We start from the raw sequence: 16607 nt of genomic DNA on the forward strand, positions 1-16607 counted from the left end.
GTCACTCCAGACTTTCGCTGCTGTCCCGACGCACGTAGGCCTGCACCCGGTCATCGGGTACGCGCTCGAGCAAGGGGTTGTTCCAGTCCACAATTTCACCCAGTCCGACGACCAGCATGCCGCCCGGTGCCAACCGCTTCGCCAGCAGGTTGAGCAGATCGCGACGGCGCCAGCGCCGGAAATAGATGAGAAGGTTCTGGCAAAAGATGATATCCAGGTCCCGTAACGGTGCCTGGGCCAGTTCAAGAATGTTCATTCGGCTGAAACACACGCGCTCGCGCAGGCTCGGGAGCACTGCGTGACGCCCGTCGGGCGTGTCGGTCAGCCAGGTATTGCGCTCGGCCTGCGTCAGGCCGCCAAGCCTGCCGGTGGGGTAGTGCGCGGCGCGACCCTGTTCAAGCGCCTGCAGACTGATGTCGGTGGCCCAGATTCCGTAGTCTCGTTTCGACGACCCGGTGTCGATCAGCGCCTGCTCGACCACAATGGCAAGGGAATACGCCTCTTCACCGCTGGCACAACCCACGCTCCAGAGTTGCAGCGGAGTCTGCCTGCCGGGCTGGGATAGCCGTTCATGGAGGTATCGGGCAACACAGTCGAAGGAGGCGCGATGACGCATGAAGCTGGTCTCGCGTACGGTCAGTCGTTCTATCAGCGCAGACCATTCGATCGCACCCAGGGGGCCCTGGGTCACATAGTCGTAATAGGTCTGGTAGTCATCCATCTGCTGCTCGCGCATGCGCGCGCAGAGACTTGTTTGCAGGAACGTCTTGCGCTGGTCACTGACGCAGACGCCGGTACGCTCTTCGAGCAGGGCTTGCCACTGGCGAAACTGGCCCATGTCCATGTCCGGCAGCTGCTGCAATGACCAGTTCGGCGTTCTTTGCACAATGAGTCCCTTGCTCGAGCCGGCAATCGGGGCGCCTGACGGTCACCCCTGTTTCTGTGCTGCTCAGCTGTCCTGCTGCGGCAGCGTGAAGCCATCGACCGACTGACGCATGCTTTCCGCCAGTTTGGCCAATTCACCGATGCTCCGCGCAGTGGCAGTCGTACCGGTCGAGGTCTGCGAGGTGATCTCCTGGATGACGTTCATGGTGTTGGAGATATGACCGGCAGACGAAGCCTGCTGGCGGGCGGCGTTGGAGATGTTCTGAATCAACGCTGCTAGGCTCGTCGATACCTTCTCGATCTCTTCCAGGGCGACACCGGCGTCCTGTGCCAGGCGTGCACCGCGCACCACCTCGGAGGTGGTTTGCTCCATGGAGATAACCGCTTCGTTGGTGTCGGTCTGAATCGTCTTGACCAGCGCTTCGATCTGCTTGGTCGCACCCGAGGAACGTTCCGCCAGTCGCTGTACTTCGTCGGCAACCACCGCGAAGCCTCGACCCGCATCACCAGCCATGGAGGCCTGGATCGCAGCGTTCAATGCAAGAATGTTGGTCTGGTCGGCGATGTCGTTGATCAGGCTGACGATGTCACCGATTTCCTGGGACGATTCACCCAGACGCTTGATGCGCTTGGAGGTGTCCTGGATCTGTTCGCGGATGGTGTCCATGCCGACGATGGTGTTCTGTACCACCTCGTTGCCCTTGTTGGCGATGGCTACCGAGCGCTCCGCTACGGCCGAGGATTCGGCAGCGTTGGCCGATACCTGGTCAATCGACACGGCCATCTCGTTTACTGCAGCCGATGCTCCAGCGATTTCCTGAGCCTGGTGCTCGGACGCTTCGGCCAGGTGCATCGCGGTGTTCTGGGTGTCCTGAGCGGCGAGTGCCACCTGGGCTGCAGTGTGGTTGATCGTTTCTACCAGCTGGCGCAGTTGGTCGATAGAGAAGTTGATCGAGTCCGCAATCGCACCGGTGAAGTCCTCGGTGACCGTGGCCTGGGCGGTCAGGTCACCGTCGGCGAGGTCGGCGATTTCATCGAGCAGTCGCAGAATCGCTTCCTGGTTCCGGGTGTTCTTCTCGGCGGTCTCGGCCAGACGCACGCGTGTTTCGCGGGTCATCTGCATACCGATCAATACGATGCTGCCCAGCGCGATGATCGCCAGCAGTGCACCCAGCAAAGTGTTGATCCAGCGGGCATCGGCACGTGCTTCGAAGCCAAGGGACAGGGCCGAGGCGTTTTCCAACAGTGCCTGCGAGTCGGTGAAGATGTCGTTGGCAGCAGAACGCACCTGATACAGCTCGGGCGACGTCAGCAGGATCTCGTCCACCGAGTCGGATACGAACTGGAACAGGTCGGCGATTTCAGTCAGACGCGAGACCGCTTCGGGGTCCGTCACCTGGCTGATTTCCATCACCTCGTCCCCGTTGATCATGCCTTCCAGCACGCGACCGAAGAGACTGGCGTCGCGACCGAAGCTGTCTGCTGCCATGACGGAGTCGGCGTCACCGCTGAGTACGCGGTTCACCGAGCCGAGAATACGCTCGGCCAGCAGCGACTGGCGCTGGGCAATCGCGATCTGCTGCGCCGGCGCTTCGTTGGCGATGAGCAGGTCAACCACGTCTTCGTATTCGACCTGCAGCTGCGGAACGGTGTCGGACAGTGTTGCGGCAACCTCGTGCAACGACAGTACGGTGTTCTGGCTGGCCAGAATCGCGTCAGCATTGCTGCCCACGCGGTCCCAGTTGGCCTGCACTGCGGCAACTTCTTCCTGCAGCGAGCCCGGGGCTGCCGGCAGGCCCGTTTCTTCGCGGCCCTCGGTCAGGTAGTTCCAGCGCTCCTGGAAGTCGTTGCGCGCCTCGGCCAGCAGGGCAAACGCCTCCGGCGTACCCGTGGCGGCTTCGGTGGCCGACTTGGAAATTTGCTGGGACAGAACGCGCAGCTCACCGGAGTGACCGATGTATTCGGTGTCGTAGGTGCTCTGGACGTTCAGGTACAGGAAGTTGACGAAGAGCAGCAGCAAGGAAACGATCAGTGCCGCGAACAAGCCGAGGAACTGCCGGTTACTGCGCATGGAGGATAGAAATTGAGTGTCTAGCTTTTTCATCTTTTGGCCCCTACCTGGCCTACTTCCTATTCGTGTTGTCCCTGTTGCGACGCCGGCACCCGGCGCCGCTCCCGATCAAATCGCCACGTCCAGAAAACCCTGGTCTCGCGCCAATGCTCGAAAATTGAAAACCAGCGAAACCGGATCGCGCCGATAGGCTCCGACCACATAGGGTCTGAACGCTGCGGGGACATCGGGCGTGTCGCTGATGAAACTGCTTACGGGAAAATGCTGCATCCCGAGCACTTCGTCTACCAGTAATCCGACGAACAGCTCGTCGCGATCGAGTACCAGAACCCGGCGCTGCTTACGCGGCGCGGAAACAGTGGCGCCAAAGAACCGGCTCAAATCGACGATCGGTAGCAGCCGACCACGGACGTTGGCGACTCCGCGTACCCAGGACTTGACCCGGGGCAGCGCGGTGTAACGCGGCTCATGCAGGATTTCGCTGATTTCACCCATGGCTGCAACCATCGGCTGACCAGCAAGGCGGAAACCGACCCCGCTCCAGGTTTCGCTGACCACTTCCTGCGCAGGCAGGCCGACAGCCTGCTGTCGGCATTGCGCGACGAGCAGCTGCAGGAGGTCGAATGGGTGAGTAGCGTTTGTCATGCCGTCCCTGTTCTCGTTGTTATGCGGCACCGAAACAACGGTAGCTGTCAGCTACCGAGCACCGACTTCAATGTCTGGATCAAGGTCGCTTCCTCGACCGGCTTGGTCAGGTAATCCTTCGCACCCTGACGTTTGCCCCAGACCTTGTCGGTCTCCTGGTCCTTGGTGGTGACGATGATCACGGGGATGTGAGCTGTCTCGGCATCCTTGGTCAACTGGCGCGTCGCCTGAAAGCCGTTGAGGCCCGGCATGACGATATCCATGAGCACTGCGTCGGGCTTTTCCTGGCGTGCCAGGGCAACGCCATCAGCGCCGTTTTCCGCCTTGAGCACCTCGAAACCATGCTTTTCCAGCATGCCGGTGAGCTTGTACAGCTCGGTCGGCGAATCATCCACTACAAGAATTCTGGCCATATCCTTCCCCGGTCAAATCAAATGCACTCCGGATCAAACTCCGGTAGCGCCTGCCATTTTTTTATCGGACTGCGGTACGTGCGCGCGGATTGCGCCCAGCAACTCTTCCTTGCTGAAGGGTTTGGTCAGGTACTGGTCGGAACCGACGATACGACCCTTTGCCTTGTCGAACAGACCGTCCTTGCTCGACAACATGATCACCGGCGTCGAGCGGAAGGCACTGTTGTTCTTGATCAGCGCGCAGGTCTGATAGCCATCGAGGCGCGGCATCATGATGTCGACGAAGATGATATCGGGGTGGTTATCGGCAATCTTGGCCAGAGCATCAAAGCCATCGACGGCGGTGATGACGGTGCAACCAACCTTTTTCAGCAGCGTTTCCGCGGTGCGCCGAATGGTCTTGCTGTCATCAATGACCATGACCTTGAGGCTCTCGAAATTTTCTTCCATAAGACCAGCCCTTGTTATAGATGTGGGTCGTGTTCGCAGGCGGCATGGTGCCAACCCCAAGACCAGCCATTCCCTTTTCCGCGTACTTTTAGCATAGATTCCTGGGCCGTTCCATGGGCATGCTCAGGTATGCGGCAAAGCGGCGTTCCAGTCAAACTTTTCAGTACATGAACCCGACGCTACACTGCCGGGACTTTTCCTCTCAGGTCACACCCTATGCGCATCCGTATCGGCATCGTCATGGATCCCATTAGCCGGATCTCGTACAAAAAGGACAGCTCGCTGGCCATGCTGCTGGCAGCCCAGTCACGCGGCTGGGAGTTGCTCTACATGGAGCCGGCCGATCTGTACCTGGAGGACGGCCGCGCCATGGCACGCATGGCCCCCCTCAGCGTTCATGCCGACCCGGCGCACTGGTATGACCTCGGCGAAACCAGCCGCACGGGGCTCGACGAACTGGACGCCATCCTGATGCGCAAGGATCCGCCGTTCGATAACGAGTTTCTGTATGCGACGCATATCCTCGAGGCCGCCGAGCGCGCCGGGGTGCTGGTGGTAAACCGCCCGGCAAGCCTGCGCGACTGCAATGAAAAGCTCTATGCCACACAGTTCCCGCAGTGTACGCCGCCGAATGTGGTGTCTCGCCGAGCTGACATTTTGCGCGCATTCGCACAAGAACACCGTGACGTCATTCTCAAACCGCTTGACGGCATGGGTGGGTCGATGATCTTCCGCATTCGCGAGAACGACCCGAATCTCAGCGTCATCATCGAAACCCTCACGCAGCACGGTCAGCAGCAGATCATGGCCCAGCGATACCTTCCCGAGATAGCGGATGGCGACAAACGGATTCTGATGATTGAAGGCGAGCCGATACCCTACTGCCTGGCGCGGATACCCCAGCACGGCGAAACACGGGGCAACCTGGCTGCCGGTGGACGTGGCGAAGCGCGGCCGCTAAGCGATCGTGATCGCTGGATTGCTGCACAAATCGGCCCGGCCCTGCGCGAACGCGGGCTGATGTTCGTCGGCCTGGACGTGATTGGCGATTATCTTACCGAGATCAACGTGACCAGCCCGACCTGCATCCGCGAGATCGACGCGGCCTACCAGACCGACATCGGTGGCCAACTGATGGATGCCATTGCCAGAAAGCTGGAAGCGAGACCTGGCGCATAGACTTTTGCCACAGGGAGCGGCAGACTGCGCTGCAATCGGCCGCTCGCTACAGCCTACGGATAGCATGAATACAGCAGCAACAGTCACCGCCGCGCCTGTTACCCCTACCGTGACACCCCGCGACCGCCTCGGATTCACCCTGTTTCTGGCGGCAGTTCTGCACGCCCTGCTGATTCTCGGCGTGACCTTTGACCTGCCAACACCCAGCGAGCTGTCGCGTGCGCTGGAAATCACCCTGGCTACACAACCCAGCGAGCAGACTCCCGAGCAGGCCGACTATCTTGCCCAGGTCAATCAGGAGGGCAGTGGCACGCTGGACGAGAAGGCCGCACCGAGTACCACGGAAGAGGCCGAACTGCAGGACAGCGAGATCAATCAGGTAACGCCGGCACAGGAAGCCAGCGCACCACCGCCCGAGCCGGTTCAGCCCAAACAGATCGTCACCACCAGCGCAGCCTCCCCCGACCGCGTCCGTCGCGCACCCGAGATACCCGACCCGGTGGAGGCACCTAGCCCCGCGCAACGCTTCGACATGTCGCGCCTCTCGCAGGAAATTGCCAGCCTCGAGGCCCAACTGGCAGAAGAACGCCAGCTCTACGCCAAGCGCCCGCGTGTTCATCGGCTCAACGCCGCCTCGACGATGCAGGACAAGGGTGCCTATTACAAGGATGCCTGGCGGCGCAAGGTCGAACGCGTCGGCAACCAGAACTACCCTGCCGAGGCTCGCGACCAGCGCATCTATGGCAGCCTGCGCATGCTGGTCGCCATCAACCGCGACGGAACGCTGCGCGAAGTGCGCATCCTCGAGAGCTCTGGACACACCGTGCTGGACAATGCCGCGCTGCGCATCGTGCGCCTGGCCGCCCCCTACGCCCCATTCACCGGCGACCTGATCGATGTCGATGTACTGGAGATCATCCGTACCTGGCGCTTCGAGCGGGGCGACCGCGTCTCGAGCTTCTGAGACAGGTTGCGCAGCAACGGACATGCGTCCGATCACACCCTTGCTCTGCTCGCGCTTCGCCCCAATACTAGGCGCATGACTCAGACCACAGCGACCTACCTGACCCATCATTTCCTCATCGCGATGCCGCACATGGCTGATCCGCGCTTCGTTCACAGCCTGATCTACCTGTGCGAGCACAGCGAGGAAGGTGCGATGGGTATCGTCATAAACCAGCTCAGCGGCCTGAACCTGTCGGACATCATCGAGCAGGCAGCTCCGGACGTGGATGTGCCCCCTTCGGTGGGTCTGCGCCCGGTCTACAACGGCGGACCGGTGCAGACAGAGCGCGGTTTCGTGCTGCATTCCGGCCATACCCGATGGGAAGCCAGCCTTGATCTCGGGGCACTGCATCTGACCACGTCTCGGGATATCCTGGTCGACATGGCACATGGGGCAGGTCCGGACGAATCACTCGTCGCCCTGGGCTACGCCGGCTGGGAAGCCGGGCAGCTGGACCAGGAGCTGGGAGACAACTGCTGGCTGAGCGTGCCGGCCGAGCACCACATCCTGTTTCAGGTTCCCAGCGAGCAGCGGCTGGCTGCAGCAGCGCAAAGCCTGGGCATAGACCTGAATCTGCTGACCAGCCAGGCTGGTCACGCCTGATGGACCGACCGCAGAGGCTGCTGGGATTCGACTACGGTACGCGCCAGATCGGCGTCGCCGTCGGCCAGACGCTGACCGGAAATGCGCAACCGTTGTGCGTGCTGAAGGCGCGTGACGGCATACCTGACTGGCAGCAGATCGCCGCGCTGATCGATGAGTGGAAACCCGACGCCCTGGTTGTCGGGCTGCCGCTGAACATGGACGGCACCCCCAGCGATATGAGCGCACGGGCGCAGAAGTTCGCCCGCCGCCTGGAGGGTCGCTATCACCTTGCAGTGCACTGCGTGGACGAGCGGCTGTCGACCTTCGAGGCCAAGCAGACGCTGCGCGACGCCCGCCGTACGCCCAGCAGCTACCGCGACGATCCTGTCGACGCGCTGGCTGCGGCGCTGCTGTTACAGACCTGGCTGGGTGAGAAACCCACGGAGCACTCATGATCACACTTCCGGACGTCGACACGCTGCTCGACGCCATGGCCCGTTCGCTGGATGAGCACCTCGCACGCAATGCCCGCGACAACATAGCTTTCGTCGGCATACACACCGGCGGAGTATGGGTGGCCGAACGGCTGCGCCAGCGCTGTCTGCCCGATGCGCCACTGGGCACGCTGGATATTGCCTTCTATCGCGACGACTTCGAGCAGCACGGACTCCCGCAGCGGGTCAGGCCATCGGAGCTGCCGTTCAGCGTCGATGATCGCCATCTGGTTCTGGTCGACGACGTGCTGATGACCGGGCGTACCATCCGCGCCGCGCTCAACGAGCTGTTCGACTATGGCCGGCCGGCCTCGGTCACGCTGGTTACGCTGCTCGATATCGAAGCGCGTCAGTTGCCGATCCGTGCCGATGTGCTTGGGGCGAGCCTGGCCCTTCCACCCGGCCAACGGGTAAAATTGACGGGCCCCGAGCCGCTCAAGCTGACCCTGAACCCGAGCCAATGAGAGACACATGATCGCCAAGCCCAGCCATCTGCAACTCAATGCCCAGGGTCAACTCAGGCACTTCCTGTCGATCGAGGGGCTGTCGCGGGACATTCTCACCGAGCTGCTCGACACCGCCGACTCCTTCCTGGAGGTCGGCGAGCGGGCGGTGAAGAAGGTGCCGCTGCTCCGCGGCAAGACCGTGTGCAACGTGTTCTTCGAAAACTCGACACGCACCCGGACCACCTTCGAGCTCGCCGCCAAGCGCCTTTCGGCGGACGTACTCAACCTGAACATCTCCACCTCCTCGACCAGCAAGGGCGAAACGCTGTACGACACCCTGCGCAATCTCGAAGCGATGGCGGCGGACATGTTCATCGTGCGCCACGGCGACTCGGGCGCCGCGCATTTCATTGCCGAACGCGTCTGTCCTGACGTCGCGATCATCAACGCCGGGGACGGCAATCACGCGCACCCGACGCAGGCGATGCTCGACATGCTGACCATCCGCCGGCACAGGGGCGACTTCACTGGCCTGTCGGTGGCGATCGTCGGCGATATCCTGCACTCGCGCGTAGCGCGCTCGAACATGCTCGCGCTCAAGGCGCTGGGGTGTCCGGACATCCGCGTCATCGCGCCAAGGACGCTGCTGCCGGTAGGAATCGAGCAGTACGGCGTCACCGTCTACAACGACCTGCGTGTCGGGCTGCGCGACGTCGACGTGGTGATCATGCTTCGATTGCAGAAGGAGCGTATGCAAAGCGGTCTGCTGCCGAGCGAAGGCGAGTTCTACCGCCTTTACGGTCTTACATCGGACACCCTTGCGCTGGCCCGTCCGGACGCTCTGGTGATGCATCCCGGACCGATCAACCGCGGCGTGGAGATCGAATCGGCGGTCGCTGACGGTCCGCAGTCGGTCATCCTCAACCAGGTCACCTACGGCATCGCGGTGCGCATGGCCGTCATGTCGATGGCCATGGCCGGTCAGAACACCCAGCGCCAGCTCAACCAGGAAAACCATTGATGCGAGTCACCATCGAAGGCGCCCGGGTGATCGACCCGGCCACGCAACTGGACCAGATTACCGATATACACCTCGACAACGGGCTGGTGCATGCGATCGGAGCCGCGCCGGAAGGATTCGCCGCGCATCAGGTGATCGACGCCCGAGGGCTGATTGCTGCACCGGGACTGGTCGATCTCAACGCCAGCCTGCGCGAGCCCGGTCAGTCGCACAAGGGGACCATCGCCAGCGAAACCCGCGCTGCAGCAGCCGGCGGCGTGACCAGTCTGTGCTGCCCACCGGATACGCGGCCGGTGCTGGATACGCCGGCGGTGGCCGAGTTGATCTTCGACCGTACCGAACGCGCCGGCCAGGTGCGCGTATTCCCCATCGGCGCGCTGACGCGGGGGCTCGATGGCGAGCATCTCAGCGAGCTGGTCGCCCTGCGCGACGCCGGCTGTGTCGGCTTCACCCAGGGTCTGGCGCCGATGAAGAGCAATCGCATTCTGCGACGGGCGCTCGAGTACGCGGCGGGCTTCAACCTGCCGGTGATCTTCACTCCGCAGGACCCGGATCTGGCGGAAGGCGGCATGGCCCATGAAGGCCCGACCGCGTCACGGCTTGGCCTGGTCGGCATTCCCGAGGCAGCCGAAACCGTGGCACTGTCACGGGATCTCCTGCTCATAGAGCAGACCGGCGTACGCGCGCATTTCAGCGGGCTGAGCAGCGCGCGTGCCATGGACATGCTGGCCGACGCCCAGGCGCGCGGCTTGCCGGTCACCGCCGACGTGGCCATGTATCAGTTGCTGCTGTGCGACGAACAACTCGAGGGCTTCTCAAGCCTGCTACATGTGCAGCCGCCGCTGCGCAGCGCGACAGACCGTGCAGCTCTGCTCGAAGCGGTCAAGAGCGGCGTGGTGCAGGCCATCTCCTCGCACCATCGACCACACGAATCGGAAGCCAAACGCGTGCCCTTTGCCGCATCCGCCCCCGGCATCAGCAGCGTGGAGATTCTCCTGCCGCTGGCGCTGAACCTGGTCGCCGACGGCGTGCTCGAGCTTCCGGCCGTGCTGGCGCGTCTGACCAGCGGACCGGCTGCGGCGCTGGCGCTGCCCGCTGGCAGACTGGCGCCCGGCGATGTGGCGGACATCGTGTTGTTCGACCCGGCTCAGGCCAGCGAGATCGGTCAGAACTGGCTCTCGCGAGGCAGCAACTGTCCTTTCGTCGGAGAAGGTGCGCCCGGCGTGGTAACCCACACGTTCAGTCAGGGAAAACTGGTGTACCAGGCGCAGCAAATCGTCTAGATTAGCCCGCTTTGCGGTCAGGGCATAAGGGACTCTCCATGGCGGCGTTCGGACTACGTGGCAAATCGCTTCTGGCGCTTTTGCTCGCCTGCATTCTCGCACTGGTGCCTGCCGCCCTGATCGGCTGGCTCGCCCTTGAGGGCATTCGCGACCACTTCGGCGAAGCCTATGCACGCAACGCTACCCTCCTCAGCCGTGAGCGCATCCGGGCGCCGATTTCCCGGGAGCTGGCGTTATCGCTGCGCCTGGCAGATTCGGAAGTCACTCGCCAGTGGTTGAACGATGAACAGGACCCCGCGAAGCGCCAGCTGTTTTTCCGCGAAGCCGAGCGCTACCGCCGCGATTTCCGCGACAACGCCTACTTCATCGGCAGCGTCGGCAGCCTCGGCTACTATTTCAACAGCGACGAACAACCGACCAGCAGCGAGCCGCGTTACACCCTGAGCCGGGACAAGGACAGTGACTCCTGGTTCTTTGCCACCCTGCGCAACGCCGAAGCGTTCAACATCAACGTCGATTACAACGCACTGCTCGACACGACCAAGGTCTGGTTCAATATCCTGGTCACCGACGATCAGAAGGTTCTCGGCCTGGCCGGCTCCGGAGTGGATCTCTCAACGTTCATCCGCGATTTCATCGCCACCGATGAGCCGGGCGTGAGCCCCATGATCATCGACACGCAAGGCGCGATCCAGGCTCATCAGAACCGCTCGCTGATTGCGCTGAACTCCGGAGCGCGCAGTGATGCCGAAGCGGACAACAGCCTCTTCGGCCTGCTCGCCGACAACACGCAGCGCAAGGCGGTGCGTGTTGCCATGGAGCGCACCCGATCCCAGCCGGACCGACTGGAAATCGTCCCCGTGTCGATTGACGGCAGCCATCAGCTGCTGGCGCTTGCCTTCATTCCCGAACTTGGCTGGTATGTGGTCAACGGTGTCGACCTGAGCAGCGCGCAGATCATCGACAGCCGCTGGCTGGTGCCGCTGCTGATTGCCCTGGCCGGCCTCGTCCTGGTGCTGATCGTGCTTTTTGCCCTGGCCATCGACCGACTGCTGCTGCGTCCTCTGGAGCAGCTCAAGCGCAGCGCGCAAGCCATGGCAGCAGGCGACTACGATGTGCGCATGCCAGCCGGTCGCTCGGATGAAATCGGCGAGCTCAGCACGGCCTTCGGTGTGATGGCGCAGAAGGTCAGAAGCCACACCCAGGAGCTCGAGCAGCGGGTCCAGGCGCGCACGCTCGATCTTGAGCGGGCCAATCAGGAAATGGCCGCGGCGCACAAGAAAATCGATGACTCCATCGACTATGCCAGCCTCATCCAGCGATCGATATTGCCCAACCGCGAGCTGATAAGTGCCGTGGGGCACAATCACGCTGTGCTCTGGCGCCCGCGTGATGTCGTTGGCGGTGACTTCTACGTCTTTCGCAGTGCGCAGCGAGCCTGCCTGTTCGGTGTTGTCGATTGCGCCGGGCATGGCGTGCCGGGCGCGCTGATGACCATGCTGGCCCACGCTGCGCTCGACCAGGCAATGTCCAGTGAACCGCTGAATGACCCGGCGGCGATCCTGCGGCGAACCGATCAGATCATCCGTCACATGCTCAGCGATTCCGGCCAGCGCCGCTCGGTGGCGACCAACATGGACGTGGGTCTCGCTCACGTTGATCTGGATCAGCGCCAGGTCACCTTCTCGGGTGCGAAAATCGCCCTGTATTTCAGTGACGGCGAGCAGGTGGATCATGTCGACGGCTCGCGCAGAGCTCTCGGCGACCGACGGGGTGGTGAGTACCAGAACACGGCTGTGGCACTTTCTCCGGGACGGACCTTCTACCTTGCCACCGACGGGTTTCTCGACCAGGCTGGCGGCGAACGAGGCTTCGGCTTCGGTAACAGCCGCTTCGCCAGCATGTTGCGTCAGCACGCCGAGCTGCCGCTGGACGAACAGAGTGCCGCATTCAGCGAAACGCTGGCGCGATACCAGGGTGAGTATCCTCAGCGAGACGACATCACCATGCTGTGTTTCCGTTTCGATTGAGCAGGCGAGCCCTGCTATGCTCTTTCGACTCCGCCAGCATCCTTTCCGGGAGCAGTAATGGAAAACATCGATCTGTTCGCCATGCGCGAGCGATTCAACGATCAGCGCATCATGCTCTGCTTCAACGGGCCGATCACCCGTAGCCTGATCGAAGAGATCGGCAATGCTCTGCGCAACTACCTCTCCGCCGATCATGCTCATCCGTCGGCGGCCATGGACGTGTTCGCGGTGTACATCGAGATGACCCAGAACATCAGCCACTATTCTCGCGCCAAGGGCTGGAATGAGCAGGAAGGCGGCGCGACGGTCGTGGTCTCGCGGGACGACGACGGGCATTACATCGTTTCGGCAGGGAATCTGATCGAGATGACAGACGGCCAGCGTCTGCTCGACGCTGTCGACTCGCTTGCCGGGCTCGACAAGGCGCAGCTCAAGTCCGCCTACAAGGAGCAACTCCGGCGCCCGCGGGACGCAGCCAAGCCAACGGGCGCCGGCCTGGGGCTGATCGACATCGCCCGCAAGGCAAGCCAGCCACTGGCAGCCACCCTTCAACCCGTCCCGGATGGTCGGGGCTTCTTCAGCCTGAGCGCTGTCATCTGAATGCTATGAGCCAAACCGTCATGACCGATTTTTCCATTGCCGGCACCCAGTCGACCCCCGAGATTCGCAGTGACTGGGAAGCAGGCAAGCTGTTTATGAAGGGTGATTCCTATCCGGAAAACTCCTACGAGCTGTTCAACCAGGTGTTCGAATGGATCGAGGCATTTCTGGGAGAAGAGGAGCGGCCGCTCAAGCTCGAATTGCACCTGCTGTATCTGAATACGAGCAGTATCAAGGCCATGATGGACATTTTCGACACACTGGAAGCTGCCCACGGCGACGGCAAGCCGGTGAGCGTCGACTGGTTCTACGACCAGCGCAACGAACGCGTCGCCGAACTGGCTGAAGAGTTCAAGGAAGACTGCACGTTTCCGTTCCAGATCGTCAGTCACAGCTGACATGAAAGCCAATCGCGAGGCGCTCGAGGAGCGAATACGGCGGGTGCTGGCGGACCAGACCTCGCCGGCGAACCCTCTGAGCGAACCACTGGCTGAACTCTGGGAAGCACATCAGGACATGGCTCGGCGTATCGAACGCATCAGCCGCATTTCCGATGCCTACCAGAGCGAAGCCAAGCGCAACGAGATGAGTCTCGCGCAACGCCTCAACAAACAGTTGCGTCAGCTGGAAAAGGTCGCGCGTATATCCGACCATTACCAGAAGATCATGCATGACCTGAATCTCGCGCTTCGCGAGGCATCCACGCACGACCCTCTGACCGGCTTGCCCAACCGCCGGTTGATGCTTGAACGACTGCGTGAAGAATCCGAGCGGTTCCGGCGTTATCGTCACCCCTTCAGCATCGCCATGCTCGACATCGACCACTTCAAGCAGGTCAATGACAGATGGGGCCATGAAGTGGGCGATCAGGTACTGACCGAGGTCGCCCGCGTGTTGCGCTCGGAGCTACGCGATCAGGATCTGTGCGGTCGGTGGGGCGGGGAAGAATTTCTCTTGCTGCTGCCGGAGACGCCCCTGGCATCGGCCGGCGTGGTACTGGACCGGGTGCGCGGAGCGGTGGAGCGGCTGAACGTACGAGTGCATACCGAAACGGTTGCGGTAACGGTAAGCATGGGGCTCGCCGAACATCACGACGACGAGACCTATTCCGATACCATCAACCACGCAGACAGCGCGCTGCTGGCGGCGAAGCGCCTGGGACGCAACCGGTTCGAGAAGGCCAGCAGAGCCGCATCGGCCGATTAGCGACGGCGAATGTCGTCGTCCTCTTCCAGCGCGAAACCGCTGTTCGCGTTGCCCATCAGATGCTTGCCATCGGTCTCCGATCCCAGCTTGATCATCAGACGCAGATCGTTCGCCGAGTCGGCGTGGGCCAGCGCGTCTTCATAGGTGATCTCGCCCTGGCTGTACAGGCGATATAGCGCCTGATCGAAGGTCTGCATGCCCAGCTCGTTGGAGCGAGCCATCAGCGATTTCAGTTCGTGCACGTCGCCCTTGCGAATCAGATCGGCCGCCAACGGGGTATTGAGCATCACTTCAATGGCCGCCCGCCGGCCCTTGCCATCCGGCGTCGGGATCAGCTGCTGCGCCACGATCGCCTTGAGGTTCAGCGAAAGGTCCATCCACACCTGCTGATGCATCTCGGTGGGGAAGAAGTGAATGATCCGGTCAAGTGCCTGGTTGGCATTGTTGGCGTGCAGGGTAGCCAGACACAAGTGACCGGTTTCGGCGAAGGCCACGGCGTGATCCATGGTCTCGCGAGTACGCACCTCACCGATCAGAATTACGTCTGGCGCCTGCCGGAGCGTGTTCTTCAGCGCAACTTCGAACGAGTCGGTATCGATGCCGACCTCGCGCTGGGTCACGATGCAATTCTGGTGCTGGTGAATGAATTCGATCGGGTCTTCGATGGTGATGATGTGGCCGCTGGAATTCTTGTTGCGGTAGCCGATCATCGAGGCCAGCGAAGTCGACTTGCCGGTACCGGTGGCACCGACGAAGATCACCAGGCCGCGCTTGGTCATGGCCAGTTTCTTGAGGACCTCCGGCAGGCGCAGATCCTCCATGGTGGGAATATTGACCTCGATACGTCGCAACACCATGCCGACCAGGTTGCGCTGGTAGAAGGCGCTGACCCGGAAGCGCCCGATTCCGCGGGCACTGATCGCGAAGTTGCACTCGCGCTTGTCGGCGAACTCGCGACGCTGCGCCTCGGTCATCACGCCGAGCACGGTTTCACGGGTCTGTTCGGGGGAGAGCGGAGTCTTGGTCACCGGCAGGATCTTGCCGTTAACCTTCATACTCGGCGCGACGCCGGCAGTGATAAACAGGTCGGAGGCGCCCTTCTCGACCATCAGGCGCAACAGCTTTTCGAACTCCATGCTATCCCTCTGCTTCTGCGACGGCGCTGTCCGGCGCCGGCTCAGCTGTACTGAATGTGATTACAGGCTATCGGCGCTCTTGGCTTTCTCGCGCGCCGCGTCCTTGCTGACCAGCCCCTTGGCCACGAGGCTCTTGAGACACATGTCGAGGGTCTGCATGCCGATGTTGCCGCCAGTCTGGATGGCCGAATACATCTGCGCCACCTTGTCTTCGCGGATCAGGTTACGAATCGCCGGGGTGCCGATCATGATTTCATGGGCAGCCACCCGTCCGCCACCGATCTTCTTCAGCAGGGTCTGCGACACGACCGCTTGCAGGGATTCGGACAACATGGATCGCACCATTGACTTTTCATCACCGGGGAACACGTCGACCACGCGGTCGATGGTCTTGGCTGCCGAGGTGGTGTGCAGCGTGCCGAACACCAGGTGCCCGGTTTCCGCTGCGGTCAGCGCCAGGCGGATGGTTTCCAGGTCGCGCATCTCGCCGACGAGGATGATGTCCGGGTCTTCCCGCAGAGCTGAACGCAGTGCCTCGGCGAAGCCCAGGGTGTCCTTGTGGACTTCACGCTGGTTGACCAGACACTTCTTCGATTCGTGAACGAACTCGATCGGGTCTTCGATGGTCAGGATGTGGTGATATTTGGTGCTGTTGATGTAGTCGAGCATCGCCGCCAGCGTCGTCGACTTGCCCGAACCGGTCGGCCCGGTCACCAGCACCAGACCGCGTGGCACGTCGGAAATCTTCTTGAACACGTCACCCATGCCCAGGTCTTCCATGGTCAGGACCTTGGAAGGAATGGTCCGGAAGACGGCGCCGGCACCGCGATTCTGGTTGAAGGCATTGACGCGGAAGCGGGCCACGCCAGGGACTTCGAAAGAGAAGTCGGTCTCGAGGAATTCCTCGAAGTCCTTGCGCTGCTTGTCGTTCATGATGTCGTAGATCAGCGCATGCACCTGCTTGTGCTCCATGGCCGGCACGTTGATCCGACGCACGTCGCCATCCACACGAATCATGGGCGGCAATCCTGCCGAAAGATGCAAGTCCGACGCGCCCTGCTTGGCGCTGAAGGCCAACAACTCGGTAATATCCATTGGGTTCCCCATTGCGTCCTGCGAGCATGTAGAATGCGGGGCAGGTTACATTCGATTGGCAA

Annotated in this window: 18 protein-coding genes; 11 read left to right on the top strand and 7 right to left on the bottom strand. The window is 61.9% G+C overall.

All coding sequences use genetic code 11. The annotated features are described in order from the left end of the window. Position 1: 1 nt before the first annotated feature. The 5 genes from KEM63_RS15970 to pilG all read right to left on the bottom strand — a co-directional run bounded on the left by KEM63_RS15970 (position 2) and on the right by pilG (position 4464). Complete coding sequence (locus KEM63_RS15970) at positions 2-886, bottom strand: CheR family methyltransferase (protein WP_279346788.1); 885 nt, start codon at positions 884-886, stop codon at positions 2-4. A 63-nt stretch (positions 887-949) separates the two neighbouring features. Continuing rightward, entirely contained in the window at positions 950-2989 is a 2040-nt protein-coding gene (locus KEM63_RS15975; protein ID WP_223653399.1) for a methyl-accepting chemotaxis protein, read from the bottom strand. A 75-nt stretch (positions 2990-3064) separates the two neighbouring features. Continuing rightward, entirely contained in the window at positions 3065-3601 is a 537-nt protein-coding gene (locus KEM63_RS15980) for a chemotaxis protein CheW (protein ID WP_223653401.1), read from the bottom strand. 47 nt (positions 3602-3648) lie between these two features. Next, positions 3649-4014, bottom strand: coding sequence for a twitching motility response regulator PilH (gene pilH, locus KEM63_RS15985; RefSeq protein ID WP_223653403.1), 366 nt, complete (start codon positions 4012-4014; stop codon positions 3649-3651). 33 nt (positions 4015-4047) lie between these two features. Further along, a complete protein-coding gene (gene pilG / locus KEM63_RS15990) occupies positions 4048-4464 on the bottom strand; it encodes a twitching motility response regulator PilG (RefSeq protein WP_223653404.1) in 417 nt (138 codons plus the stop codon). Positions 4465-4680: 216 nt separating this feature from the next. Here pilG and gshB point away from each other — a divergent pair, with 216 nt between their 5' ends. The 11 genes from gshB to siaD all read left to right on the top strand — a co-directional run bounded on the left by gshB (position 4681) and on the right by siaD (position 14314). Further along, positions 4681-5643, top strand: coding sequence for a glutathione synthase (gshB, locus tag KEM63_RS15995; RefSeq protein ID WP_223653406.1), 963 nt, complete (start codon positions 4681-4683; stop codon positions 5641-5643). Positions 5644-5707: 64 nt separating this feature from the next. After that, positions 5708-6607, top strand: a complete 900-nt coding sequence (locus KEM63_RS16000; RefSeq protein ID WP_223653408.1) for an energy transducer TonB — start codon at positions 5708-5710, stop codon at positions 6605-6607. Positions 6608-6682: 75 nt separating this feature from the next. Beyond that, complete coding sequence (locus KEM63_RS16005) at positions 6683-7252, top strand: YqgE/AlgH family protein (protein WP_223653409.1); 570 nt, start codon at positions 6683-6685, stop codon at positions 7250-7252. Further along, positions 7252-7689: a Holliday junction resolvase RuvX gene (gene ruvX, locus KEM63_RS16010; protein WP_223653411.1), complete on the top strand. Its 438-nt coding sequence runs from the start codon at positions 7252-7254 to the stop codon at positions 7687-7689. Before KEM63_RS16005 ends, ruvX begins: the two co-directional genes overlap by 1 nt. Then, positions 7689-8192 (top strand): bifunctional pyr operon transcriptional regulator/uracil phosphoribosyltransferase PyrR, encoded by a 504-nt coding sequence (gene pyrR, locus KEM63_RS16015; protein ID WP_223655898.1) that lies wholly within the window; start codon positions 7689-7691, stop codon positions 8190-8192. Before ruvX ends, pyrR begins: the two co-directional genes overlap by 1 nt. 7 nt (positions 8193-8199) lie before the next feature. Beyond that, positions 8200-9195, top strand: a complete 996-nt coding sequence (locus KEM63_RS16020) for an aspartate carbamoyltransferase catalytic subunit (RefSeq protein WP_223653413.1) — start codon at positions 8200-8202, stop codon at positions 9193-9195. Then, positions 9195-10478, top strand: coding sequence for a dihydroorotase (locus tag KEM63_RS16025; protein WP_223653415.1), 1284 nt, complete (start codon positions 9195-9197; stop codon positions 10476-10478). The genes KEM63_RS16020 and KEM63_RS16025 overlap by 1 nt, the downstream gene beginning before the upstream one ends. 38 nt (positions 10479-10516) lie before the next feature. Further along, entirely contained in the window at positions 10517-12508 is a 1992-nt protein-coding gene (gene siaA, locus KEM63_RS16030) for a biofilm regulation protein phosphatase SiaA (RefSeq protein ID WP_223653417.1), read from the top strand. A 57-nt stretch (positions 12509-12565) separates the two neighbouring features. Further along, the gene (gene siaB / locus KEM63_RS16035) at positions 12566-13108 is read left to right on the top strand and encodes a biofilm regulation protein kinase SiaB (protein WP_223653419.1); all 543 of its coding nucleotides are present in this window, start codon (positions 12566-12568) and stop codon (positions 13106-13108) included. 20 nt (positions 13109-13128) lie between these two features. Next, positions 13129-13506, top strand: a complete 378-nt coding sequence (gene siaC, locus KEM63_RS16040) for a biofilm regulation phosphoprotein SiaC (protein ID WP_223653421.1) — start codon at positions 13129-13131, stop codon at positions 13504-13506. A gap of 1 nt (position 13507) precedes the next feature. Further along, positions 13508-14314 carry a biofilm regulation diguanylate cyclase SiaD gene (siaD, locus tag KEM63_RS16045; RefSeq protein WP_223653427.1) on the top strand — a complete coding sequence of 269 codons (807 nt, stop codon included), beginning with the start codon at positions 13508-13510 and terminating at the stop codon, positions 14312-14314. On the opposite strand, the gene KEM63_RS16050 is transcribed toward siaD, so the two are convergent. Together KEM63_RS16050 and KEM63_RS16055 are read right to left on the bottom strand one after the other, a co-directional pair. Further along, entirely contained in the window at positions 14311-15450 is a 1140-nt protein-coding gene (locus tag KEM63_RS16050; protein ID WP_223653428.1) for a PilT/PilU family type 4a pilus ATPase, read from the bottom strand. The genes siaD and KEM63_RS16050 overlap by 4 nt on opposite strands. Before the next feature lie 60 nt (positions 15451-15510). Then, entirely contained in the window at positions 15511-16545 is a 1035-nt protein-coding gene (locus tag KEM63_RS16055; RefSeq protein ID WP_223653432.1) for a type IV pilus twitching motility protein PilT, read from the bottom strand. Positions 16546-16607 lie beyond the last annotated feature (62 nt).

Origin of the sequence: Halopseudomonas nanhaiensis (genome assembly GCF_020025155.1) — a bacterium.
Lineage (GTDB): Bacteria > Pseudomonadota > Gammaproteobacteria > Pseudomonadales > Pseudomonadaceae > Halopseudomonas > Halopseudomonas nanhaiensis.